This is a genomic window from Streptomyces sp. NPDC002577 (genome assembly GCF_053594815.1).
The window spans coordinates 1-22,911 of sequence record NZ_JBSFWK010000031.1 but is presented as its reverse complement, the minus strand read 5'-3'; the positions used below and the strand labels follow the sequence as shown (position 1 = coordinate 22,911).

Genomic DNA, 22,911 nt, shown 5'->3' with positions numbered 1-22,911 from the left:
TACGGGATGGGGTGGGGCAGGTGACCGGTCAGCGTTCGAGCAGGCGCGTGCCCGCTTCGGTGTTGGTGGCCGGAATCTGATGAGGGACTTGAGTACGCAGCAGCACGGTGGCTACGACGCTCGCCGCCACGGTTGCCGCGGCGATCAGGAGACTGGTGTGCAGACCGGAGACGAACTCGGCCCGGCCCGCGACCAGCGCACCGAAGACCGCCACGGCCAGGGCGCCCCCGAGCTGGCGGGCGGCGTTCAGCACGCCACTGGCGACGCCGGCCCGCTCGGCGGGCACCTTCTCCAGCAGCAGCGCCGTCAGCGCGGTCACGGCCATTGCGCCGCCGGCGCCGACGGGCACCATCAGTACCACCGACAGCCATGCCGGCGCGCCGGCGGGCAGGGTCACCATCGCCAGAAGGCCCGCGGCCATCAGGCACTGACCGGTGATCACCGGCATCCGTGCACCGAACCGGGTGGCCAGGCGCGCGGCGACGGGGCCCATGAAGGAGGTGAGCACGGTCATCGGCAGGAAGGCCACGCCGGTGGCGAGCGCGCTCAGCCCGTCCACCTGCTGGAGATACAGCCCCAGCAGGAAGATCATCCCATAGAAGCCGACGTTCAGGGCGAACCCGATGGCTACCGAGAGTGACATTGTGCGGGAGCGCAGCAATGGCAGCGGCGTCATCGGATGCCGTCCACGGGCCTGGGCGACCGGGTAGACGCCGGCCGCCACGATCGCCAGGGCGAAGGCGCCCAGAACCCGCGCGGTGCCGAAGCCGTCGGCACCGGCCTCGATGACCGCGTATGTCAGCGCGCCCATGGCGGCGACGGCGGCCACCTGGCCGGTCCAGTCGAAGGGCACCTCCTGGCCTGGGGAGGGCTGGGCGCGCTTGAGCAGCACCAGGGCCACCGCGCCGACGGGCAGATTGACGAAGAAGATCATCCGCCAGTCGATGAGGGTGAGCAGCCCGCCGGCCACGGGCCCGGCAGCGGCGCCGACAGAGCCGCCCACGCCCCACAGGGCGATCGCCTTCGCTCGGGCCGCCGCGTCGGGGAAGGTCTCGCGCAGCAGGGCGAGGGAGGACGGAACGACGACCGCAGCCCCGACTCCCTGCACCAGCCGCGCCGCCACCAGAACGCCCAGATTCGGCGCCATCGCGCAGACTGCGGACGCTGCCACGAACAGGCCCAGGCCGCAGGCGAACGCCTGGCGGGCCCCGATACGGTCACTGACCGCGCCGGCGGACAACAGGAACGCGGCGAAGGCGAGGGTGTAGCCGTCTACCACCCACTGCAGCCCGGTCATCCCGCTGTCGAAGCCGCGCCCGATCGAGGGCAGGGCCACGTTCACGATCATCGCATCGACCATGATCGTGAAGAAGCCGAGCAGCACGGCGGCCAGCGCCGGACGTGCGCCGGACTTCCTCTGCGGCGGCGGATCAGCCGCGCCGACTTGGAGCGGTGTGGGCGACGCGGACATGGACAAGGGACGATCTCCTGGACTGGGAAGGCCGGGTACTGACGGAAATCGAGCCTCGCGCCTTTCCGGCCCAGGTGGCAGGCCGGGCTGTGCCAGGGAGCGGCGTTCAGGGGTGTGACAGGGCCCCCCACACGCCTGCCACGCAGGTCAGCGCGGTGTGACACTGTCGACATGGCATCCGAGCAGAGCACCAGCAGGAGCGCAGACATGGAACTGGGCCGGTTCCTGCGCGCGCGCCGCACCCAGACCAGCCCCGACCAGGTCGGCCTCACCCTGGGTGCAGGTATACGCCGCACCCCCGGCCTGCGCCGTGAGGAGCTGGCGACGCTCGCCGGCATCAGCATCGACTACTACGTTCGTCTGGAGCGCGGCAAGGAGACCCGTCCCAGCCCCTCCGTGCTCGACGCCCTCGCCCGCGCCCTGCACCTCGACGACGCCGAGCACCAGCACCTGCGCGAGCTCGCCGCCCGAGCTGCTAGGTATGCTCCCGAACCCTCGCCGCCGCCCAGTCGAACCGTGCGCCCGCACCTGAAGCTGGTCCTGGAGACGATGCGGCCGAGCCCGGCCTACATCGTCAGCCGCAGCATGGACCTGCTCGCTTGGAACCCCGGCGGCCTTGCCTTGTACGCGGGCCTCGCCGACTGGCCCGCCACCCAGCGCAACCTTGCCCGCTACCTGTTCCTCCACCCCACCGCGCGCACTCTCTTCCCGGACTGGGAGAATCAGGTCCGCGGCTGCGTCGCCCGGTTGCGTGCCTTGGCGGGCACCGACCCGGACGCCCCCGATCTCACCAGCCTGGTGGGTGAGCTCCTGCTCAAGAGCCCCGACTTCGCCAAGTTGTGGGAGCGCTACGACGTCATCGGGCGCAAGAAGATCGAGAAGACCTTCCACCATCCGCAGGTCGGCATCCTCACCCTCAGCGGTCAGAGCATGCAGCTTGAGGGAACCCCGGGCCAGCGCCTCGGCGTCTACATCGCGGAACCCGGCACTCCCGACTACGACGCCCTCGTCCTGCTCGACATGACCGCACCGCAGCCCGCCGCGCGTCCCGATACGCAGGCCGAACAGCGACGCCGCGCACAGCCCTGACGCACGCCCACTGCCTGCCGGGCACCTCCCCGTTTCCGCGGGGAGCGCTGCGCGGGCTCAGTTGGAGGACGACGTGGGTTCGTCCTCGGAAGACGTCGGTTCGTGGGGCGTCGGCTGCGAGCCGAGCATGTCGAGAAGGACGAGGGCGTCGTAGTCGGGCGTGCCTGGCTCGGCGTAGTACGTGATGAGCCGGTGGCCCGGCGTGCCCTCCAGTTCCAAGGTCTGGTAGCCGAGGGTGAGGTCGCCGACCTCGGGGTGGTGGAAGGTCTTGCGGCCGTGGGAGAGGCCCTTGATGTCGTAGCGCTCCCACAGGCGGGCGAACTCCGGGCTCTTCAACAGGAGTTCTCCGGCAAGCCGGGTCAGGTCGGGAGCGTCCGGGTCGGTGCCGGCCAGAGCGCGCAGGCGGGCGACGCAGCCACGGATCTGGTTGTTCCAGTCGTGGAACACGTTGCGGGCGGCGGGGTGGAGGAAGACGTAGCGGGCGATGTTGCGCTGCCTGGCCGGCCACTCTTCGATGCCGGCGAGGAGTCTGAGCCCGCTGGGGTTGGCCGCGAGCAGGTCGTTGGTGCGGCTGACCACGTGGGCGGGATTCGGCCGCAGGCTCTCCAACAGCAGCTTCACGCCCGGCCTTACGGTCCTGCTGGGTGCCGTCGGGGGTTCCGGTGCGGTGCGGGCGGCGAGGACGGCCAGGCTGCGCAGATGCTCGTGCTCGTCCTCCTCCAGGTGCAGGGCGCGGGCCAGGGAGTCGACGACCGATGGGCTGGGGCGGGTCTCCTTGCCGCGTTCCAGGCGGGTGTAGTAGTCGATGCTGATCCCGGCAAGGGTGGCCAGTTCCTCACGGCGCAGCCCGGGCGTGCGGCGCAGCCCGGAGCCGATTGTGAGACCGGCCTCGGCGGGGGTGATCCGGGCCCGGCGAGCACGCAGGAAGCGGCCCAGCTCGGTGCCCCCGCTGGTGGGCTGCTCACGTGTCATGCCTTCGAGTGTGCGGGCGCATGGTGACCGGCCGGTAGGCACTTGGGGGGCCCTGTCATACCCCGGAACGCGGTTCCCTGGCACAGCGCGGTCTGGCACGTGATGCGCCTGCGAGGAAGCGTGGCCGGTGTCGGGATTTCCACCCCCGAGATCCCTTGGATGTACGGAGCCTCCGCCATGGCCATGTACGCCGGGTGGCCGAGCGCTATGAGCGCGATCACGCGACTCAAACAGGTCGGCGAGGGCATCAAGCGTTCAGGCGTGGACCGCGACGAGGTCTTCGTGACGGCCAAGCTGTGGCTGACCGGCTACGGCTACGACTCCGCGCTGCGTGCCTTCGACACGAGCCTGGACAAGTTGGGGCTGGAGTACCTCGACCTGTACTTGTTGCACCAGCTGGCGCCGCTGGAGTACACCGCATCGCGGAGGACTTCGACGTCTTCGACTTCACGCTCACGCCCGACGAGGTGGCCGCCATCGACGCCCTCGACACCGGTCTGCGGAGCGGTCCTGACCCGGAGAACATCCGGCTGGACACGTTCGGCACCCGCTGACGGCACGTCCGCATTCTTTTCGGCGGATTCGCCCACTGACCGCCCGCCGTCATGTCGAGGAGACCATCGCCCTGTCCTGTGTGCAGGGCTCGGCGTCGAGAGCGACATGGCGGCGGCCGGGGGAGCCTCCCACGGCAGGAATTGGCAGCCGACATCCGGGTGGTGGAACGTCTTTCAGCCGCCGGGCGCGCCACTCACCTGCCCTGTCGAGGTCAGTATCTGCCGAGAAAGCGGGGGCCGTACCACACCCCCGAACACCGTTCCCCGGTATAGCTCGGCCCCCGCAAGGAGACAGAAGCGAGGAAGATGGATCTTGAACGGTCTCCCGCTCGCTGTTTCCGACGGGACGTGTGAGGCCAGTGCTCCCGCCTGCGTCGACGGAGCCGTGGGCCTCGGGTCACCCGCTCCGAGACCCACGGTCGTACCGGTCGCGTACAGCGATTACGGCTGCTTGCTGAGCAGGCCGACGAGCTGTCCCACGTTCTCCAGGTCCTCGAGTTTGCGGGCACCGGAGATCCAGGAGCCCACGTCCTCGTCCGGTTGGGCTTCGCGCCACTTGGTGGCCAGGTCGTCCCAGGTGACCCCGCCCCGGGCGCTGTGTCCGCGCGGGTGGTCGAGGCGTTCGGCGACGGTCCTGCCGTCCTCGGTCCTGATGGTGACGACGGCTCCACGGCCGTCGGGGGCCTGGGCCTCCAGAATCGGATTCACGACCACGGTGATCCGGGCTCGCAAAAGGGCGAAGGCGGGGTCGTCGAGCACGGCGGGGAAGTACGTCTCGTCCAGCCGGAGCCCTCCGCGCAGGAGGGCCACGGCAAGCATGTCCTGCACACAGATGTTGTGCATTCGTCGGCCGTCCACGACCCGTAGCGCGCGGGCGGGCATTCCCACCTCCACCGCGGAGATCGTCTGGGTGTCGATGCCGTGGCGTGCCACGAGTGACATGGCTGCCTCGACGGGAGCGTGGATCGGATAGCCGGCCCGCAAGAACTTGAAGTTCGCTCCCATCACGGCAAAGTCTTCGCCCAGGCCGCGCGTCACCATCTCTGAGGCGGTGTCCTCTCCCCAGGCGTCGAACAGGCCGTGCGGCTCACCCAGAATGTCGTCGCATCCCTCGAATCCGGTCGCGGTCATCAGTGCGGCGCTGACACCCGCCATTGCGTATTGGCCGTTGCAGAACGCCTTGCTGATGTGCCGCCGCTCCTGGAACAAGGCGCACAGCCCGTTCGCCTGGAATGTGGCGAGTGCCATGGCATGGCAGTACCGCTCGGGGGCAAGCCCGATGAGCCGACTGCACGCCACCGAAGCGGCGATGGCGTGCAGAAAGTCCGAGTTCAGGTGATGGCGTTCCTTGACGCCGAAGAGACCCCCGCAGGCCTCGATGAGCCGGACACCGACGTCGTAGCCGAGAACCACGGCGTTGAGGAGTTCCCCGCCGGTAGCGCTCTGCCGCTCCGCCATGGCGACCGCGGCGTGGACGAGCGTCGCGCCGGGGTGGCCGCCGACGGCATGCGCGCCGTCGATCTCGTCCGCGTGTCCTGCCGTTCCGTTCGCGAGAGCGGCGAGGGGCGCCGAAACCCGCAGAGAGGTACCCAGCACCCGGGACTCCGGAGGGCCTGCCATCCCGGCGACGTAATGCGCTGCGAGCGTGCCGGCCGGCTGCTCCCTACCGAAGTGGGCACTGGCCATCTCGTCCAAGATCACCTGCTTTGCGCGTTCGCGTACCTCCTCGGGAATCCTTTCCAGTGAGGTGGAAGCCGCGTACTGGGCGAGGGTGAGAGTCAACGACTGAGTCATGATTGAGGTACGTCCTCCTGGTTCGCCATCGGTCGACCACCTGTCAGAGGTGCGATTTCGGCGCCGCCCCCGACCGGGAACTCGGCATGCGCACCTGTGATCCGGCGGACGGCTTACGCGCCGGCACCCCCGCCATTGGACTGACCGACGCCGAGGCCGAGTGCGCGGAACGTGTAGACGAAGCCGCCGTTGTCGCCGCCGACCACCAGGTAGCCGTCGCGGGTTCCGGGCTTGATGACGAGGTTGGTGGTGAGCAGCTGCGGAGACTGGGCGGTGATCGTCTTCCCCGCGTTTCCGGACAGGTCGGCGTGGCCCGGTTCCGAGCCCTCGGCGTCGGCGCCCGTGAGGCAGGCGGCGACCAGCGCAGCCCCGGTCAGGCCGACGGCAGTGAGGGGGCGGCGACGGCCGCGGCGGTTGGCACCTCGGCCGATCGCCTGCCCAACAGCATGTCTGAACGTCATCCGAGTCTCTTTTCTGTCGTTGCGCGTAGCTCCACAGGCACCGAACGTGTGCGCTCAGCCGAGGCGGCTCGACATGCCCTCGCCGACGATCCAGCCGCCTCGGCCAAGCCACGGCCGTCAGACGATGTCCACCGCTTCGAGGAGCAGCTCGGTCACTGCTTCGGGCGCCGTGACCATCGCGTCGTGCGTCGCGTGGAGGACGCGGTACGGGAACCCGGGATCATCGGCATGTCGCTTTCGCGCCCTGTCCAGGACGTGCGGTTCCAGAGAGGACGGCACGCATTCGATGAACATGCCGGGATGGCTCCACGCGCGTTCGGTGTTGCCCACCGCGTCCTGATAGGTCTTCAACGGCTGTGCCGTGATGCGGCTGTTGACCCATGCGGCGTCGTCCGGATCGGTGACGCCATACCAGGAGGCGTCGGAGGGCGGGATGTACCAGCGGGAGCCGCCGCTCTCCGCCCTGGCAACGTGTCGCGCGGCGCGTGCCGGGCCGATCATGTCGAAGACGGACTCCCCGGTCCGGGGGAGGTGCGCGTCGAGGAAGACGATCCTGTGCACCCGGTCGGCGATCCGTTCCATCGCGCCGGAGGCGACCACGCCACCGTAGCTGTGGGCTACGAGGACGGCGTCCCGGATGTCCTCGAACTCGAATGTCGCGACGAGGTCCTGAACGTGAGTGTCCAGGCCGATCTCCGGACTCAGCAGGTGCGCTCGCTCGCCGAGGCCCGTCAGTGTGGGCGTGTACACCACGTGACCGGCCTGCCGTAGGGCAGAGGCCACGCGCTTCCAGCACCAGCCACCGTGTCGGCCACCGTGGAGCAGCACAAAGGGTGGACGTGTCGAGATCGGGGCTGCCGACATCGCAGGTCACCTCCTGGTTTCTAGTGAGACGAAAGGTGGGCGCCGCCGGGGACGAGCGGACGGAGCGCGTCGGTGAGGTCGTAACGCAGAGGGACACCGGTCGGGATGTTCAGCCCGGCAATGGCGTCTCCGGTGATGCCATCGATGATTTTGACGAGGGCCCGCAGGGCGTTTCCGTGCGCCACGACGAGCACGGTTCTGTCCGCACGCAGGTCGGGGACGATGGCCGATTCCCAGTAAGAGCAGCCGGGCAACGACGTCCTTGAGGGACTCGGCAGAAGGAACCCGCACGCCCAGTTCTCGATAGCGGATGTTGGTGTTCTGGTCGAGGGGGTTGCCCTGCTCGGCGTGGGGTGGCGGCACTTCGTACGACCTGCGCCACCGCAGGAGCTGCTCCTCACCGAACTCGTCCCCGACCTGTTTTCTGTTCCTGCCCTGTAGAGACCCGTAGTGGCGCTCATTGAGGCGCCAACTGCGGTGGACGTCGATCCAGTGCCGGTCGGCGGCATCGAGTGCGAGGTCCGCGGTCGTGATGGCGCGACGCAACAGGGAGGTGTGCACGACGTCCGGCAGTAGCCCGGCCCGTGCCATCAGCTCGCCGCACCGGCGGGCCTGGTCCCGTCCCCGGGCGGACAACGGGACGTCGACCCAGCCCGCGAAGAGGTTCTGTGCGTTCCAGACGCTCTCTCCGTGCCGCAGGAGCACCAATCTCCGTGATGCACGCATCATGTGGAACCTTTCGTACGGTCACGCTGCCCGTGTCGTCGGTTCGGGGCGGTGCCGTACGATCAGGCCCGCGCCACCTACGTCCGGATCACGGACGTAGGTGACACTGGGCGTCTCGCGTCCCGCACTGACTCCGCCGGCACCCGCTTCGAGGTCGGATCAGGCCGTGGCTTCCACCGTGACTCGTTCGAGGTCGAGCTGTCGCGTCTCGCCGACGGTGAGCACGCAGATCAGGCTGATGAGGCAGACGCCGGCCAGGACGCACCCGAAGGTGAAGCCGCCGAAGGAAGCGATGATGGAGGCGGCCACCAGGGGCGGAACACCGCCGCCGAGCATGCCGGCCAGGCTGTAACTGAGACCGGCTGCGGTGTAGCGGTAGCGGGTGTGGAAGAGCTCGGAGAGGAACGCGCCCTGCGGCCCGGTGGCGACACCGGAGATGAACATGGTCACGGGGAGCCCGATCGCGAAGACCGCGCGGGAGCCGAGGTCGAGGATGGGGAAGAGGGCCAGTGCCCATACGACGGCTACGGAGGCCGCGCCGACGATGACCCAGCGCCGTCCGATGCGGTCGGAGAGGGCCGCGCCGAGCACCACCCCGGCAGAGATCGTCAGGCCGCCCACCATCGCCATGCCCAGCACGAAGGTGCGGGGCAGTTCGAGCACCGTCGTACCGTAGCTGACCAGGTAGGTTCCGCCGATGTAGGTCAGAGCGAAACCGATCATCACCGTGCCCGCGGCGAGCAGCACCTGGAGCGGCTGGTGCTTGAACGCCTCGATGAACGGCATCCGGGAGGTGCCCGACTGTGCGATCTGCTTCTTGAACACCGGGGTTTCGTCCATCCGCAGCCGGACCCACAGGCCGAAGATGACGAGCAGGAAGCTGGCGAGGAAGGGGACGCGCCAACCCCAGCTGAGGAACGTCTCGTCGCTCATGAGCAACGTGGTCAGGAAGAACGTGAGGTTGGCGAGCGTGATGGCAGCGCCGCCGCCGAAGTTGGGGAACATCGACCAGAAGCCGCGTTTACCCTTGGGGGCGTGCTCGGAGGAGAAGAGGACGGCGCCGGCGAACTCACCGCCTGCGGCCAGCCCCTGCAGGACCCGCAGCACCACGATCAGGATGGGTGCGACCACGCCGATCTGGTTGGCGGTGGGCATGCAGCCTACGAGGATGGTGGCCAGACCCATGAGCAGCATGGTTGCGATCAGTGACTTCTTGCGTCCCAGGCGGTCACCGAAGTGCCCGAACAGGATGCTGCCGAACGGCCGGGCCACGAAGGCGACACCGAGGGCTGCGAATGAGGCGATGGTGCCTGCGGCCTGGCCCAGGGCCGGGAAGAACACCTCGGGGAAGACCAAGGCTGCCGCCGTACCGTAGATGCCGAAGTCGTAGAACTCGATCACGGTGCCGATGAAGCTGGCGGTGGCGACTCGCTTCATCCCTGGATGAGTCGCTGCTTCGCTCGGCGAAGGTGCTCCGACTTGCGGAATCGTCTTTTCCTGTGAGTGCGTCATTGCATCTCCTGTTGTCGACGAGGCTTCGTCGCGATGTCAGAAGGGCCGACAGCCGGGGAAACCGGTCCGTCGACAGGGTGCGGCGTTGCGCCGCGCATGCTCTGATGAGCGTCAGTCGAGGAGCCCGCGAGTTCGGAGCACCTCTTCTGCGATCCGGAAGGCCTCGCCGGCGGCGGGTCGTCCGCGGAGGTCATGGACGACGAGGTCGTAGCCCGCTTTGCGCAGATTGAGCGCCATCCCGGTACTCATAGCTCCGAGACCGATAAGGCCGACCTTCATAAACCTGTCCTTTTCGTCGACGGACGAGAACTCGGCTGGCCGACTGGTGACACGGCCGTGCTTCTAGTAGGAGTTCGCATATAAGAACTCGAGACCGTATGTGCGATCGACGGTAGGGATGTCACGCCGTGCGTGTCAACGCTCGCGCACAGGGCTTTTTTTGTGGATGTAACACGGGTCGCCCCATTGACATCATCGACGGCCGTTCCTAGCCTCGCGACTGTAAATACGTACTAAGATTCGTAAATACGAACCCGCGCCCCTCGTTACCACGGTCCTCTCGGCGGCGCGGAGTGAGCGGACGGCACCTTGGTCAGGCGCGGACCGCGGCGTTAGCGGGGCATGTCGCCCGATGAGATCGCCAAGCTGCCCGATGCCGACGTCATCTGAGCGGCCGCAGAAGGAAAGGAGCTGGACAGTCATGACAGTTGACGCACGCATCGCGGTCCTCCAGGCCGGGCAGGCGAAACTGGAAGTCCGGGACGTGGTGCTGGACGGCACAGGACCGTACGAGGTCGTCGTACGGCAGAAGGCGTTCGGGGTGTGCCACAGCCAGCTGGACCGGATCTACGCCCCCTCGCGCACCGAGTCGATGCTGCTCGGACACGAGTCCATCGGCACGGTGGTCGCGGTGGGCGACCAGGTCCGCTACGTGGCGCCCGGAGACGAGGTACTCATCACCTGGATCCCGCGAACACCGCTCGACGGCCGCCCTCCGGTGCCCTCGCAGGTCGCCTTCCCGGACGGGGACCTGGCCAGGACCCACAACACCTTCACCTGGGGCACCCACGCCGTCGTCGACGAGCAGTATGTGGTCAAGGCGCTGGAAGGCACCCCCCTGGACCTGGGCTCGGTCATCGGGTGTGCGCTCATGACCGGTGCCGGTGCGGTGATGAACAGCGCCGAGGTCCGCCCCGGGCAGAGCGTCGCGGTCTGGGGCGCCGGAGGCGTCGGACTGTGCGCCATCGCAGCCGCCGCCATCCTCGGGGCCTCTCCCGTCGTGGCCGTGGACGTCGACGACGACAAGCTGAAGCTCGCGCGGCAGTTCGGGGCGACCGATGTGGTCAATGCCAAGAAGACCGACCCGGTGGCGGCCATCCGTGCGCTGACCGGGCACGACGACGGGACCCGGGGCGTCGACTACGCCTTCGACTGCACTGGCATCGGCGCGAACATCCCGGTGAGCCTCGCATCCGTGCGCCCCGGCATCCGCGGCGCCGGCATCCGCGGCGGCGCCAACGTGCTCGTCGGCATCCCACGCGTCCCCTTCCAACTGGACAGCATGGACCTACTGAACGGAGAAAAGAGCCTGCTCGGCTGCGTCGGCGGGAGCTGCGCCCCGGATCACGACTTCGAGACCTTCGTCGAATGGACACGCGACGGGCGGTTCGACCCGAGCGCACTCGTCACCGACCGGTTCGCGCTGGACGAGCTGAACACCGCAGTCGAGGCGCTTCACGGGGGCCGGGTCCGCGGCCGTGCCGTCGTCGAACTCGAGGGATGAGCCCAAGTGAGCATGGACTTCGACCTGAGGCTGCGACACGTGAGCCCGGCCTTCCGCACCTTCTGCGGTGAGGACGCTCTCGCCGCCCTGCCACGCGAACTCGCCCGAGTGGGCGCTCGCCGGGCGGTCATCGTGTGCGGACCCTCGATCGTCAAGCACGCCGACGCCCTGAGCCGTGTGCACGAGGCGCTGGGGGAGCACCTGGTGGGGCAGTTCGACAGCGTTGCCGAGCACAGTCCGCTCCCCGTCGTGGAGCAGGCACGGGAGTTCCTCGCTGAGCACGACGCCGAGGCCGTGATCGCCGTCGGCAGCGGTTCGGCGGTGGTCACCGCACGCGCCGCCTCGATCCTGCTCGCCGAAAAGCGTGACGTCCGGCAGCTGTGCACCCGGCATGAGACGGACGGGAGGCTCGTGAGTCCGAGGCTCACGGCCCCGAAACTGCCGCAGTGGGTCGTACCGAGCACGCCGACGACCGCCTACGCGAAGGCCGGCAGCGCGGTGCGCGACCCGGAGACGGGCGAGCGACTGGCCCTCTACGACCCGAAGACCCGGGCGCAGGGCGTTCTGCTCGATCCGGCGATGGCGCTCACCGCGCCCCCGCGGCTGGCCTGGTCGGCCGCGCTCAATGTCTTCGCGATGGCCGTGGAAGGCCTGCAGTCGCGTCACATCGACCCCCTGGCCGACGCGCAGCTGGCGCACGCGCTCCGCACGGTGGTCGCGTGGCTCCCGCATCTGCGTACGGACCCGGCAGGCTCCCGGCCCCGGCTGTATCTGATGCTGGCGGCGCTGATGAGCGGTCAGGGAAGCGACCACACCGGCGGCGGTCTCGCTCAGGCCCTGTCGCACGCCGTGGGACCCCGCTCCTCTGCCGCCAACGGCGTCGTGGAAGCGCTGCTGCTGCCCCACGCCATGCGCTTCAACTCAGGCGTGGTGGGCCACCGCCTCGCCATGCTGGCCGACGTCCTCGGTCTCTCCGACAGGTGTGCGGAGGCCGTGATCGGAAAGATCGAACGGCTGCTGGAGGTGTTCGAGGTCCCGGCCCGGCTGCGGGACGTCGGCATCTCCGAGAAGGATCTGGTCGAGGCGGCTGATCACGCCCTGGACGACTGGGCCATCACCAGCGGGCCGCGGGTGCCGGACCGGGTCGACGTCCTCGCGTTGCTGACCAACGCCTGGTAGGCGACCGACCACCACAGAGCACGACTCATAGGAACTGTGATGACCACAACGGAAACCGAGAAGAACGCCGGAATCACCAAGGAACTGGCAACCGGCAAGTTCACCGACGAGATGCTCGACGGGATGCGTGCCCTCATCGGCACCGAGCTGCGCACCGACGCCTGCGTCAACAACGAATACGCGACCCGACTGGCCATCCTCCGCTTCGCGGAGGGCATCGGCGACGACAACCCCTTGTGGACCGACGACGAGTACGCGGCCAAGGGACCGTTCGGCGAGATCATCGCCCCGCCGAGCTTCATCTTCGCCTGCCTGGGGTCGGTGCAGGTCGGATGGCGGGGCCTCGGCGGTTTCCACGCCGAGACGGATGTGAGTTTCCACCGCCCGATCCGCGTCGGCGACAAGATCACCGCCCGTGTGTACTTCGACGGCTTCGACGGCCCGGATGCCAGCAACTTCGCCGGGCGGCGCATCAAGGACTACCTGCGCCAGGAGTACTGGAACCAGAACGACGAGCTGGTGGCGCGCTTCATCTGCTCGCGGGTGAGGTTCGAACGCAACGAGGCCCAGGCACGGCGCAAGTCCCGAGAGATCGAGCTCCCCCACCCTTGGACCGGCGAGGAACTGGAGCAGATCGAGGAGGACATTCTCGCCGAGAAGCCGCAGGGCGCCGAGCCGCGCTACTGGGAGGACGTCGCGGTCGGCGACGAGATGGACGTCATCACCAAGGGGCCGATCGGCCTGACCGACGAGATTGCCTACATCGCCGCCGGCGCCGCCCCCATCCCGCGGCTGTCCGCTCACGGCGTCGCTCTGCGCCGGTACCGCAAGCACCCGCGCTGGGCGTTCCGTGACCCGAACACCAACGCCCTCGAACCGGTCTACTCGGTGCACTACAACGACTACGCGGCCAAACTGCAGGGCGCCCAACTGGCCTACGACGTCGGCATCCAGCGCACTTGCTGGCAGATCCACTCACTCACCCACTGGGCCGGGGACGAGGGCACCCTGAAGGCGATCCACGGGCAGTATCGCGCGCACGTCTACCTGTCGGACGTCGTCCGCCTCGGCGGCCGGGTCGTGGCCAAGGAAGTCGGCCAGGACGGTGACTCCGTCGTCCGCCTGGAGACCTGGGCCTACAACCAGCGCGAACAGAACGTCATGCCCGGCACGGCCGTCGTCGCCCTGCCGCGCCGCGACACCACGCAGTAGCCCACCGTCCAGCACTCAACGGGCGGGTGCCGCGCAAGGCGTCCGCAGCCCATGGAGGAATGCATGAACACAACGACAGCCGTCTGGGGCGACGAGATCGGCATCGAGGAAGTGCGGGGAACCGCCTTCCGCACGTACAAGGGCCGTCCCCGCAATATCGGTAGCCTGCTGGCCTTCGCGGACCGGTGGGGGGATCGGCCGCACATCGCGCAGGGCGAGAAAGAGGTGACATTCGCGGGGCTGCGCAACGCGGTCGCGGCGAAGGCGGAGGAACTCTCCTGCACGGGTCTCGGACGCGGTGACCGGGTGCTGCTCCTCGGTTGGAACAGCCCGGAGTGGATCATCAACTTCTGGGCCTGCGTGACGGTCGGCGCGGTACCCGTGCTCGCCAATGCCTGGTGGGGCAGGGCCGAACTCGCCGACAGCATCGCACTGCTGGACCTCAAGCTCGTCCTGGCCGACTCGCGAGGCGCGGCGAATCTTCCCGTCGGCACGACGTCCGGCCGCTGGGAGTGCGACATGTCGGCCCATTCTCCGCTGCACCCGCTCCCTGCCGAGATCGAGCAGGAGGACGAGGACGCACCGGCGGTCATCGTCTTCACCTCCGGAACATCCGGCCGCCCGAAGGGGGTCGTGCTTTCGCATCGCTCTCTTCTGGCCGGGCTGCACATGCTCCTGCACATCACCCGGCGGCTCCCGCAGCAGGTCGACGAGTCGACGGGAGACGCGGGCCTGCACACCGGGCCGATGTTCCACATCGGAGGGGTCCAGACGCTCATCCGTGCGATCACGGTCGGCGACACCCTGGTCATGCCGGACGGCAAGTTCGACCCGGAAGAGGCGCTGCGGCTCGTCGAGGAGTGGGGGATCACTCGCTGGAGCGCCGTACCGACGATGGTCTCCCGGGTACTGGAGCACCCCGATGTCCACCGTCGCGACCTGACCTCCCTACGCTCGATCACTGTCGGCGGGGCACCGGTGCACGCCGAGTTCCTCGACCGGCTGCGCGCCGGGCTCCCGGGCGTCGAGCCACGGGTGCCCACGGGCTACGGGCTGACCGAGAACGGCGGCCAGGCGACAGCGGCCTCAGGCCGGGACACCAGCGAGCGCCCCGGGACCAGCGGTCGGCCGCTGCCGTGCGTCGAGCTGAAGATCCTGGATTCCAGTGACAACGAAGACGGCGAGATCTTGGTTCGCAGCCCGACGCAGATGATCAGCTATTTCGGTGTGGACGAGTCACCCATCGACGCCGAGGGATGGCTGCACACCGGCGACCTCGGGCGCGTCGACGACGCCGGCTACCTCTGGATCACCGGGCGGGCGACGGACATGATCATCCGGGGCGGGGAGAACATCGCCCCGGCCGCCGTTGAGGAGGCCCTCGCGGGCATCCCCGGCGTGGTCGAGTCCGCGGTGTTCGGCGTCCCGCACCCGGACCTCGGGGAGGAGGTGATGGCTGCCGTGGTCGTCGAGGACGGCCTCACCGTCGAGCAGCTGCGTGAGGAACTGCGCCCCAAGCTGGCCTCCTTCGCCGTTCCCAGCCGGTGGCACCTGCAGCACGAGCCGCTGCCGACCAACCACTCCGGCAAGATCGACAAGAAGGCACTGGCGGCGCAGGCACGAGCGGACCTCGCCGTCCAGGCGGGTGATCGGGCATGAGCGACGTCTTCCACGAGCAGGTCGCCGACCGTGTCGTACTGCTCGAGCTGCGCAGGCCACCGCACAACTTCGTCGACGAGGAGGTGCTGACCGATCTGGCCGATGCTCTGCTGGCGTACGACGATGACGACGAGGTCTCATGTGTCGTGATCGCCGCGCAGGGCAAGCACTTCTGCGCGGGGGTCGACCTCCGCGGCATAGGAGCGGCCGGTATCCGCCGTTTCTATCGGCAGGCCCTCCGGGTCTTCTCCGGGCGCAAGCCGGTGGTGGCCGCTGTGCACGGCGCCGCCGTCGGCGGCGGGCTCGGGCTGGCCATGGCCGCGGACTTCCGAGTCGCGGCTCCTGACGCCCGGCTCATCGCCAACTTTGCACGCCTCGGCTTCCACCACGGCTTCGGCCTGAGCGTGACCCTGCCGAGGGCGGTGGGGCAGCAACGCGCCCTGGAGTTGCTCTACACCGGCCGGTCCGTGGGCGGCACCGAGGCCGTCGAGTTGGGCCTGTGCGACCGGGTGGCGGACGATCCGCGCAGTGCGGCGATCGCCTTCGCCTCGGAGATCGCGGCCTCCGCGCCGTTGTCGCTGCCTGCGATTCGGTCCACTATGCGGCGCTCGATGGTGGCGGAGGTTTCGGCGGCCCTCGACGTCGAAGCGAATGCCCAGGCCGCCCTCCTGGGTACGGCGGACTTCGCCGAGGGGATCGCCGCCTCCGTCGAGAAGCGGCCGCCTCGCTTCACGAGTTCGTAATTATGAATTCCTGGTCGGCCTCGGCTACATTGGGCACCGTGACGGACACGCCTTCAGCTTCCGACGACAGCGGCCCGAAGAACCACCGGACCGTCGACCGGGTGACGCAGATCCTCGAGGAGGTCGTCTATCACCCGGGCATCGGCTTCGCCGAGATCGCCCGGGCGCTGGGCGCCCCGAAGAGTTCGGTGCACGGCTTCATTCGCGGCCTGCAGGCCAGGGGGTGGCTGTACGAGGACAATCGCCGCTTCTACCTCGGCCCAGCGGTGTACGGCCTCACCCTGGCCAGCGGTCACATCCGCGCCGGGCAGGTGACGCAGGCGGACCTCGACGCGCTGCACAAGGCGACCGGGCTGACCGTTTTCCTCGGGGTCGAGGCCGGCGACCACCTGATCTACATCGGAGAGTCGGGCACTGACGCGCTCACCGGGTTCGCGGCACGCAGCAACATCCGACGCACGCTGCTGACGACGGCAGGCGGCAAGGCCCTGCTGGTGGCGCGCCCCGATGCCGACCGGGAGGCCTACCTGCGACGGCAGCAGTCGGAGAACGCCGAACTCGTCTCGGAGTTCCTCGCCGAATTCGCAGACATCAACAAGAGTCGCGTCGCGACAAACGTCCTCCACCATGGGACTCAGCTCGCGCTCGCGGCTGTTGTGCGCAACCAGGCCGGTGACAGCGTCGCCGCGGCAATCCTCGTCGGCCAGGCCGCCGAGATGAGGCCCCGCGAGGCAAAGCTGCGCAGGGCACTTCTCAAACACGTCGACTCCTGGTCGCGGCAGACCGTTTCAGCCCGAGAGCCGATCTGACCGTCGATCGGCCTCGCTGTTCAGGAACTCGTGGACCTCGCGGGTGAAGACGTCGTTGTCGTCACCCGCGACCATGTGACCCGCGGGGACCTCGACCAGGCGCGCGGTGGGGATGAGCGCGAGCAGTTCGGCGGCGGCCTCAGCGGTGACCATGTCCGAATGACGGCCGCGAACGAGCAGTGTGGGTGCGGTGATGTGACGAGCGGCTCGGATCATCCGCTCTGCAGAGGTGTTCGCCGGGTCGGCCGTGAAGCTCAAGAACTCCGGATCCCAGTGCCAGTACCAACGGCCGTCCCTACGCAGCCGGACGTTCTTCTTCAGACCCTCCAGGCTCGACGTCAGGCGACGGCGCGGGTTGTAGGAGCGGACCGCCTCCGCGACCTCCTCAAGCGAGGAGAATCCGTGCGGGGCGCCCCGCATGAAGGCGCGAACCCTGGCCTGGCCGGCAGGGTCCAGTCGGGGCGCGATGTCCACGAGCACGAGCCCCGCGACAGTTCCGGGGTGCTCGCCCTCGGTGACCAGGGCGGTCCGGCCACCCATTGACGCACCGATCACGACGGGCGGTTCGCCGAGTTCCTCCACAGCCCGAAGGAGATCCCCGACCATGTCGTCCAGTGTATAGGCGCCGGACGAAGACCAAGTGCTGTCGCCATGCCCGCGGGCATCCAACGTGATGGCTCTCCAGCCGCGTGCGGCCAGACGGCGTGCCGTTCGCGCCCAGGAATGGCGTGTCTGCCCGCCACCGTGCAGCAGCAACACCGTGCCCTGCGGATCGTCGGGCTCCCAGCAGTCGGCGGCAAGGCCGATGCCGTGGACACCCTCGAACGTGACCTGGCCGTGCCGGGCGCAGCTTGTCTCCCTCACGGGTCCTCCTGTGAACCGTTGACACTGTCGGCGGCTCAGCGTAGCTTGCAGTGAGTCGAAATAACGATCTCTAGTTCGCATATACGAAGACTGAGTGTCCGGGACGACACCCGATATGTCACCAACCGCCGGACGAGAGCTGCCTCCTTGGCGTCCGGCGCCGCCAGAGCCTGATGGTCGGCGGCTCGTCACACATCGCATGCAGCCCGCGGATTCCCGTGCCCGGGTCGACCGGGCCGTCCTGACGCAAGTCGAAGAGACAGGAGTGTGTCCGGTGATCGAGCGCGATCAGATCTTCATCAACGGCAAGTGGGTGGCTTCCTCGGGTGACGGGGTTATTTCGGTGACCAGTCCGGTCACCGAGGAGGCCGTGGCGACGATCCCGGCCGGCTCGGCCGAGGACGTGGATCTGGCGGCACGGGCCGCGGCGGACGCCTTCCCCGCGTGGTCGCAGACGTCGGTCGGCGAGCGGGTCGAGATGCTCAAGAAACTTGCCCGGCTGACCGAGGCGCGTAGCGAGGAGATCACGCGGGCCATCGTCAGTGAGATCGGTCAGCCCGCGAAGATCGCGCAGGCGTCGCAGGGAGCCGCAGCGGTCGAGGACCTCAGGAGCATTGCCGAGAGCCTGCCCGACATCACCTGGGAGGAGCAGGTGGGGCACACCGTGGTGGCCCGCGAGGCGGCGGGTGTGGTCGGCGCGATCACCCCATGGAACGGGCCGATGCGCATGGTCTGCATGAAGGCCGGAGCGGCGATCGCCGCCGGGTGCACGGTCGTGCTCAAGGGCACGGAGGTCGCGCCGCTGAGTTCGTTCATCTTCGCGGAGATTGTCGCCGAGGCCGGCCTGCCCGACGGAGTCTTCAACCTCGTCTCAGGCACCGGCCCGGACGTCGGCGAGGCCCTGGTCACCCACCCGCTGGTCGACATGGTCTCCCTCACCGGTTCCGTGCGCGCCGGACGCCGGGTGATGGAGCTGGCCTCTGCGTCCATCAAGAAAGTCGCCCTGGAACTCGGAGGCAAGTCGGCCAACGTCATCTTGGAGGACGCCGACCTTGAACAGGCCGTGAGCGTGGGCATCGAGGACGCGTTCCGCAACTCCGGGCAGGTCTGCGGTGGCCTTTCCCGGATGCTGGTTCCGCGTTCCCGGCTCGCCGAGGCGGAGGAACTGGCCGTGCGCAAGGCCGAGAGCTACGTGCTCGGCGACCCGTACGACCCGGCGACCACGCTCGGCCCCGTGGCCAACGCCACCCAGCAGCAGCGCGTCCGGGACTACATCCGCTCCGGCCTGGAAGAGGGAGTCCGTCTGCTCACCGGCGGCCCCGAAGCACCGGAGGGCTTGGAGCGCGGCTACTTCGTGCGGCCGACGGTCTTCTCCGGCGACAACACCTCGCGGATCGCGCGGGAGGAGATCTTCGGACCGGTCATCGTGATCATCCCCTTCGACAGCGAGGAGGAGGCCTTCGACATCGCCAACGACACGCAGTATGGACTCGCCGGCGCGATCTGGGCCGGCGACCCGGACCGGGCCAAGGCTCTGGCACGGAGACTGCGCGCGGGCCGCATCCGCATCAACGGATCGCCGGTCAACCAGCGCGCTCCGCATGGCGGGTTCAAACTGTCCGGTATCGGACGGGAGTTCGGGCGATACGGCATCGAGGAGTTCCTCGAGTACAAGGCCATCGGCTGACGAGGACGAGAAGAGCCATGATCACCGTCAACGCACGCTCCACGGCCGGACCCGGCGAGCCGTTCAAGGCCACCACGATCGACCGGCGCGACGTCGGCCCGACAGACGTCCTCATCGACATCGCTTACTGCGGCGTCTGCCACACCGACGTCAGCCGCGCGCGCAGCGAATTCGGGACGACGACGTACCCGCTGGTGCCCGGACACGAGATTGCCGGCGTGGTGTCGGCCGCGGGGCCCGAGGTGACCAGATTTTCGGTCGGCGACCGGGTGGGAGTCGGCTGCATGGTCGACTCCTGCCGGGAATGCGACTACTGCCGGTCCGGCCTGGAGCCGTACTGCCGCGCCGGACACGTGAGGACCTACAACGACACCGGCCGCGACGGACAGCCCACTCTGGGCGGATACAGCGAGAAGATCGTCGTCGACGAGGCCTATGTGGTCCGGATCCCCGACTCCCTCCCACTGCACACCGCCGCGCCACTGCTCTGCGCCGGGATCACGACGTACTCGCCGCTGCGTCACTGGAAGGCAGGCTCGGACAAGCGCGTCGCGATCGTCGGCTTCGGCGGCCTCGGACACGTAGGAGTGCCCATCGCGGCGGCACTGGGCGCGCCCCCCACCGTTTTGGACCTCACCCCTGACAAGCGCGACGATGCCCTGCGGCGCGGTGCCCGCGACTACCGCCTCACCACCGACCCCGCGACCTTCACCGATCTGGCGGGAGCCTTCGACCTGATCGTCTCGACCGCGCCGGCCAACCTCGACTACGAGGCCTTTCTCGAACTCCTCTCACTGGACGGCACGTTCGTCAATCTTGGCGTGCCGAAGAAGCCGATCAGTGTCGACGTCTTCTCCCTGCTGTACAACCGGCGATCGCTGGCGGGCACGCTGGTCGGCGGCATCCAGGAGACACAGGAGATGCTCGACTTCTGCGCCGACCACGAGATAGCCGCCGAGGTCGAGATCATCCGGGCCGACCAGATCGACGCTGCCTTCGACCGGCTTGCGACCGGTGACGTCCGCTACCGGTTCGTGATCGACATCAGCACAATGTCGGCCGACTGACCACGATCGAGCTCAGACGGGTGTTGGATCAAGGCTGTCATCATCCGTCCGGCGGCTAAGGCTTTGGTCGTGTGCGCCCGCCCACGTGTTATCGGTGTGGCGGGCGCCGTCGAAGGGCCGGTACTACACGGCTTGCGGAACCGCGCTCGAGCCCGCTGTCGAGTCCGGAAGGCCCTGCTCGACCCAGATGATCTTGCCGTCCGCGGTGTACGGGTGCCCCATCGTCGTGCGAGCTGCGCTACGAGGAACAGGACGTCCTCCAGCGTCCGGGCAGGGGCGGCCAGGGCCTCGGCGAGCCGAGTCAGCGCGACATCGATGTCCTGGTCGCGGTCATCGATGCGGCCGTTGGTGAACAGGGCGAGCATCGCGCCGTCGGGCAGCTCCAGCTCGGCGGACTCAGACGGCAGGAAGTCCAGGCCCAGTGGAGGCCCGGCCGGTAGGTCGGGCTGGGCGACCGTGCCGTCGGCCGTAACGATCACAGGTGGCAGGTGGCAGGTGGCAGGTGGCAGGACTGCCCTGGAAGATCGGCGCCAAGGGGCGTCTCGTCGGGCTGTATGGCGACATCCCCGAGAGGGGCGACACGACGGCGACGGCTCTGGTGCCCATCGATGAGAGCGATGCGGCTGCGCCCTTGGTCTTCGCGCATGTGACCGTGTAGGTCGTCGAGCGGAGGCAGGCGATGTGCGGCCCTCGCACTGACCCGGCTCACCCGATCCGACCAGCAACTTCGCTGGCGGGAGCTGTGGCAGGCGCGGCGCGTGATGCACCGCTCCTCTTGCATGCCGTGTCGGACAGCGACCCCACGGCGGTCAGCACGTCGTCGGCCGGCACGGTAGTGCCCAGTTACTCAACAGGTGACAGCAGAGATCCCCACCGCCTGTCCGACGAAACGGGCAGCGAACGGTCATGCCCAGTGGACACATGGGCAACAACCTCCCACGCGCCGAGGTCCTCCACCGCCTGGTCCAGGGGCTGGGGCTCCAGAAAACGGGCACAATCGGTCATGAAGTGCTTCACGGCGAGCCTGGTCAGCGGGGCAGCCTGCTTGTAGAAATTAGCCACGGACGCCCGAACGGGCAGGGCTTCCGGAAATCTTCTGGCGCGGGCTCACTGCGTCGAGCCGTGGAACGGAGGTGTCGCCGTGGACACCGAGAAGCGAAGACGCGGGATTCTGGAGACGGCACGCCGTACCGGATCCGTGGACGTCGGAAAGCTCGCCGCCGACCTCGGAGTCTCCAAGGAGACCGTGAGGCGCGATCTGAATGTACTGGAGGGGCACGGTCTGGTGCGCCGTACCCATGGCGGTGCCCATCCCGTGGAGAGCGCGGGATTCGAGACCACGCTCGCCTTCCGCACCACCATGCACGTCCCCGAGAAGTCCCGGATCGCGGCTGCCGCGGCCGAGCTGCTCGGCGACGCCGAGACCGTCTTCGTCGACGAGGGCTACACACCGCAGCTCATCGCCGCCGCCCTCCCCCGTGACCGGCCACTGACCGTGGTTACCTCGTCCCTGGCCACTGCGGGTGACCTGGCCTTGGCCGAGAACATCACTGTGCTGCTGCTCGGCGGCCGGGTGCGTGGCGGGACGCTGGCCACGGTCGACCACTGGGCGACCCGTATGCTGTCCGGCTTCGTCATCGACCTGGCGTACGTCGGTGCCAACGGCATCTCCCGCGAGTACGGACTCACCACCCCCGACCCCGGCGTCAGCGAGGTCAAGGCCCAGGTCATGCGGGTCGCCAGGCGCCGCGTGTTCTCCGGGGTCCATACGAAGTTCGGTGCCGTGAGCTTCTGTCGCTTCGCGGAGGTCACCGAGTTCGAGGCGATCGTCACCGACACCGGTATGCCCGCCTCCGAGGCGCACCGCTACTCACTGCTGGGCCCTGAGGTCATCCGGGCCTGAGCAGCGGTTCACCTTCATATCCCCACCCTCACTCCACCCCCGCAAGCCCGGGGCCTGGTTCCTCACGCCCTCGAAACATCCCCCTGGAGTCAGTCATGCGCGCACGAAGAATGACCCATGTCCTCGTCACGGCCGCGACCGCCGGCTCGTTGCTGGTCGCCTGCAGCGGAGCGGGCGGCTCATCGAGCTCCGGCGGCGGTAAGAGCATCAACGTGTTGATGGTCGGCAACCCGCAGATGGAGGACATCGCGAAGCTGACGAAGGACACGTTCACGAAGGACACCGGTATCAAGGTGAACTTCACGGTCCTTCCCGAGAACGAGCTGCGCGACAAGGTCACCCAGGACATCGCCACCCAGGCCGGCCAGTACGACGTCGCCACCATCGGCGCCTACGAGGTACCCATCTGGACCAAGAACGGCTGGCTGCACGAACTCGGCTCCTACGCCGACAAGGACACAAACTTCGACAAGGCCGACCTGCTCAAGCCGATGACGAAGCTGCTGTCCGGCTCCGACGGCAAGCTCTACGCCCTGCCGTTCTACGGCGAGTCCTCCATGCT

The 22,911-nt window shown here is 68.4% G+C and carries 21 protein-coding genes and 2 pseudogenes; 13 read left to right on the top strand and 10 right to left on the bottom strand.

All coding sequences use genetic code 11. The annotated features are described in order from the left end of the window. Positions 1-28 precede the first annotated feature (28 nt). The gene (locus tag ACWD4J_RS29950) at positions 29-1,471 is read right to left on the bottom strand and encodes an MFS transporter (protein ID WP_451398567.1); all 1,443 of its coding nucleotides are present in this window, start codon (positions 1,469-1,471) and stop codon (positions 29-31) included. A 171-nt stretch (positions 1,472-1,642) separates the two neighbouring features. Here ACWD4J_RS29950 and ACWD4J_RS29945 point away from each other — a divergent pair, with 171 nt between their 5' ends. Next, positions 1,643-2,560, top strand: coding sequence for a helix-turn-helix transcriptional regulator (locus tag ACWD4J_RS29945; RefSeq protein WP_451398566.1), 918 nt, complete (start codon positions 1,643-1,645; stop codon positions 2,558-2,560). 57 nt (positions 2,561-2,617) lie between these two features. Here ACWD4J_RS29945 and ACWD4J_RS29940 read toward each other — a convergent pair whose 3' ends face one another. After that, the gene (locus tag ACWD4J_RS29940) at positions 2,618-3,532 is read right to left on the bottom strand and encodes a helix-turn-helix transcriptional regulator (RefSeq protein ID WP_451398565.1); all 915 of its coding nucleotides are present in this window, start codon (positions 3,530-3,532) and stop codon (positions 2,618-2,620) included. A 102-nt stretch (positions 3,533-3,634) separates the two neighbouring features. Here ACWD4J_RS29940 and ACWD4J_RS29935 point away from each other — a divergent pair. Then, positions 3,635-3,877: pseudogene (locus tag ACWD4J_RS29935) on the top strand (aldo/keto reductase); the annotation flags it as partial. Positions 3,878-4,527: 650 nt separating this feature from the next. Here ACWD4J_RS29935 and ACWD4J_RS29930 read toward each other — a convergent pair. The 6 genes and pseudogenes from ACWD4J_RS29930 to ACWD4J_RS29905 form a co-directional block, all read right to left on the bottom strand. Further along, positions 4,528-5,880: an MmgE/PrpD family protein gene (locus ACWD4J_RS29930; RefSeq protein ID WP_451398564.1), complete on the bottom strand. Its 1,353-nt coding sequence runs from the start codon at positions 5,878-5,880 to the stop codon at positions 4,528-4,530. A 113-nt stretch (positions 5,881-5,993) separates the two neighbouring features. Next, positions 5,994-6,341 (bottom strand): hypothetical protein, encoded by a 348-nt coding sequence (locus ACWD4J_RS29925; RefSeq protein WP_451398563.1) that lies wholly within the window; start codon positions 6,339-6,341, stop codon positions 5,994-5,996. Positions 6,342-6,458: 117 nt separating this feature from the next. Beyond that, entirely contained in the window at positions 6,459-7,205 is a 747-nt protein-coding gene (locus ACWD4J_RS29920; RefSeq protein WP_451398562.1) for an alpha/beta fold hydrolase, read from the bottom strand. 20 nt (positions 7,206-7,225) lie between these two features. Next, positions 7,226-7,934 (bottom strand): annotated as a pseudogene (locus ACWD4J_RS29915) (2,3-bisphosphoglycerate-dependent phosphoglycerate mutase). A 156-nt stretch (positions 7,935-8,090) separates the two neighbouring features. Continuing rightward, entirely contained in the window at positions 8,091-9,368 is a 1,278-nt protein-coding gene (locus ACWD4J_RS29910) for an MFS transporter (protein WP_451398561.1), read from the bottom strand. Between the two features lie 186 nt (positions 9,369-9,554). After that, a complete protein-coding gene (locus ACWD4J_RS29905) occupies positions 9,555-9,722 on the bottom strand; it encodes an NAD(P)-binding domain-containing protein (RefSeq protein WP_451398560.1) in 168 nt (55 codons plus the stop codon). A 421-nt stretch (positions 9,723-10,143) separates the two neighbouring features. On the opposite strand from ACWD4J_RS29905, the gene ACWD4J_RS29900 reads away from it, so the two are divergent. The 6 genes from ACWD4J_RS29900 to ACWD4J_RS29875 all read left to right on the top strand — a co-directional run bounded on the left by ACWD4J_RS29900 (position 10,144) and on the right by ACWD4J_RS29875 (position 16,828). After that, complete coding sequence (locus tag ACWD4J_RS29900; protein ID WP_451398559.1) at positions 10,144-11,226, top strand: zinc-binding dehydrogenase; 1,083 nt, start codon at positions 10,144-10,146, stop codon at positions 11,224-11,226. A gap of 12 nt (positions 11,227-11,238) precedes the next feature. Then, on the top strand, positions 11,239-12,405 hold the full coding sequence (locus ACWD4J_RS29895; protein ID WP_451398642.1) for an iron-containing alcohol dehydrogenase family protein: 1,167 nt from the start codon (positions 11,239-11,241) through the stop codon (positions 12,403-12,405). 39 nt (positions 12,406-12,444) lie between these two features. Beyond that, positions 12,445-13,617 (top strand): FAS1-like dehydratase domain-containing protein, encoded by a 1,173-nt coding sequence (locus tag ACWD4J_RS29890; protein ID WP_451398558.1) that lies wholly within the window; start codon positions 12,445-12,447, stop codon positions 13,615-13,617. A gap of 63 nt (positions 13,618-13,680) precedes the next feature. Beyond that, positions 13,681-15,276, top strand: coding sequence for a class I adenylate-forming enzyme family protein (locus tag ACWD4J_RS29885; RefSeq protein WP_451398557.1), 1,596 nt, complete (start codon positions 13,681-13,683; stop codon positions 15,274-15,276). Then, the gene (locus ACWD4J_RS29880) at positions 15,273-16,019 is read left to right on the top strand and encodes an enoyl-CoA hydratase/isomerase family protein (protein WP_451398556.1); all 747 of its coding nucleotides are present in this window, start codon (positions 15,273-15,275) and stop codon (positions 16,017-16,019) included. Before ACWD4J_RS29885 ends, ACWD4J_RS29880 begins: the two co-directional genes overlap by 4 nt. A gap of 38 nt (positions 16,020-16,057) precedes the next feature. Continuing rightward, positions 16,058-16,828 (top strand): IclR family transcriptional regulator, encoded by a 771-nt coding sequence (locus ACWD4J_RS29875; protein ID WP_451398555.1) that lies wholly within the window; start codon positions 16,058-16,060, stop codon positions 16,826-16,828. On the opposite strand, the gene ACWD4J_RS29870 is transcribed toward ACWD4J_RS29875, so the two are convergent. Continuing rightward, complete coding sequence (locus ACWD4J_RS29870) at positions 16,808-17,692, bottom strand: alpha/beta fold hydrolase (protein ID WP_451398554.1); 885 nt, start codon at positions 17,690-17,692, stop codon at positions 16,808-16,810. The two genes, ACWD4J_RS29875 and ACWD4J_RS29870, sit on opposite strands and share 21 nt — an antisense overlap. A gap of 274 nt (positions 17,693-17,966) precedes the next feature. On the opposite strand from ACWD4J_RS29870, the gene ACWD4J_RS29865 reads away from it, so the two are divergent. Further along, positions 17,967-19,379 carry an aldehyde dehydrogenase family protein gene (locus tag ACWD4J_RS29865; protein ID WP_451398553.1) on the top strand — a complete coding sequence of 471 codons (1,413 nt, stop codon included), beginning with the start codon at positions 17,967-17,969 and terminating at the stop codon, positions 19,377-19,379. Positions 19,380-19,396: 17 nt separating this feature from the next. Beyond that, the gene (locus tag ACWD4J_RS29860; RefSeq protein ID WP_451398552.1) at positions 19,397-20,446 is read left to right on the top strand and encodes an NAD(P)-dependent alcohol dehydrogenase; all 1,050 of its coding nucleotides are present in this window, start codon (positions 19,397-19,399) and stop codon (positions 20,444-20,446) included. Here the strand turns inward: ACWD4J_RS29860 and ACWD4J_RS29855 are convergent. Further along, positions 20,404-20,925 (bottom strand): SpoIIE family protein phosphatase, encoded by a 522-nt coding sequence (locus ACWD4J_RS29855; protein WP_451398551.1) that lies wholly within the window; start codon positions 20,923-20,925, stop codon positions 20,404-20,406. The two genes, ACWD4J_RS29860 and ACWD4J_RS29855, sit on opposite strands and share 43 nt — an antisense overlap. Positions 20,926-20,948: 23 nt before the next feature. On the opposite strand from ACWD4J_RS29855, the gene ACWD4J_RS29850 reads away from it, so the two are divergent. From ACWD4J_RS29850 to ACWD4J_RS29840, 3 genes are all read left to right on the top strand, one after another. Continuing rightward, entirely contained in the window at positions 20,949-21,104 is a 156-nt protein-coding gene (locus tag ACWD4J_RS29850; RefSeq protein WP_451398550.1) for a hypothetical protein, read from the top strand. A gap of 483 nt (positions 21,105-21,587) precedes the next feature. Beyond that, complete coding sequence (locus ACWD4J_RS29845) at positions 21,588-22,349, top strand: DeoR/GlpR family DNA-binding transcription regulator (protein WP_451398549.1); 762 nt, start codon at positions 21,588-21,590, stop codon at positions 22,347-22,349. Between the two features lie 95 nt (positions 22,350-22,444). Continuing rightward, on the top strand, positions 22,445-22,911 hold a 467-nt coding region (locus ACWD4J_RS29840; RefSeq protein WP_451398548.1), incomplete at its 3' end, for an extracellular solute-binding protein.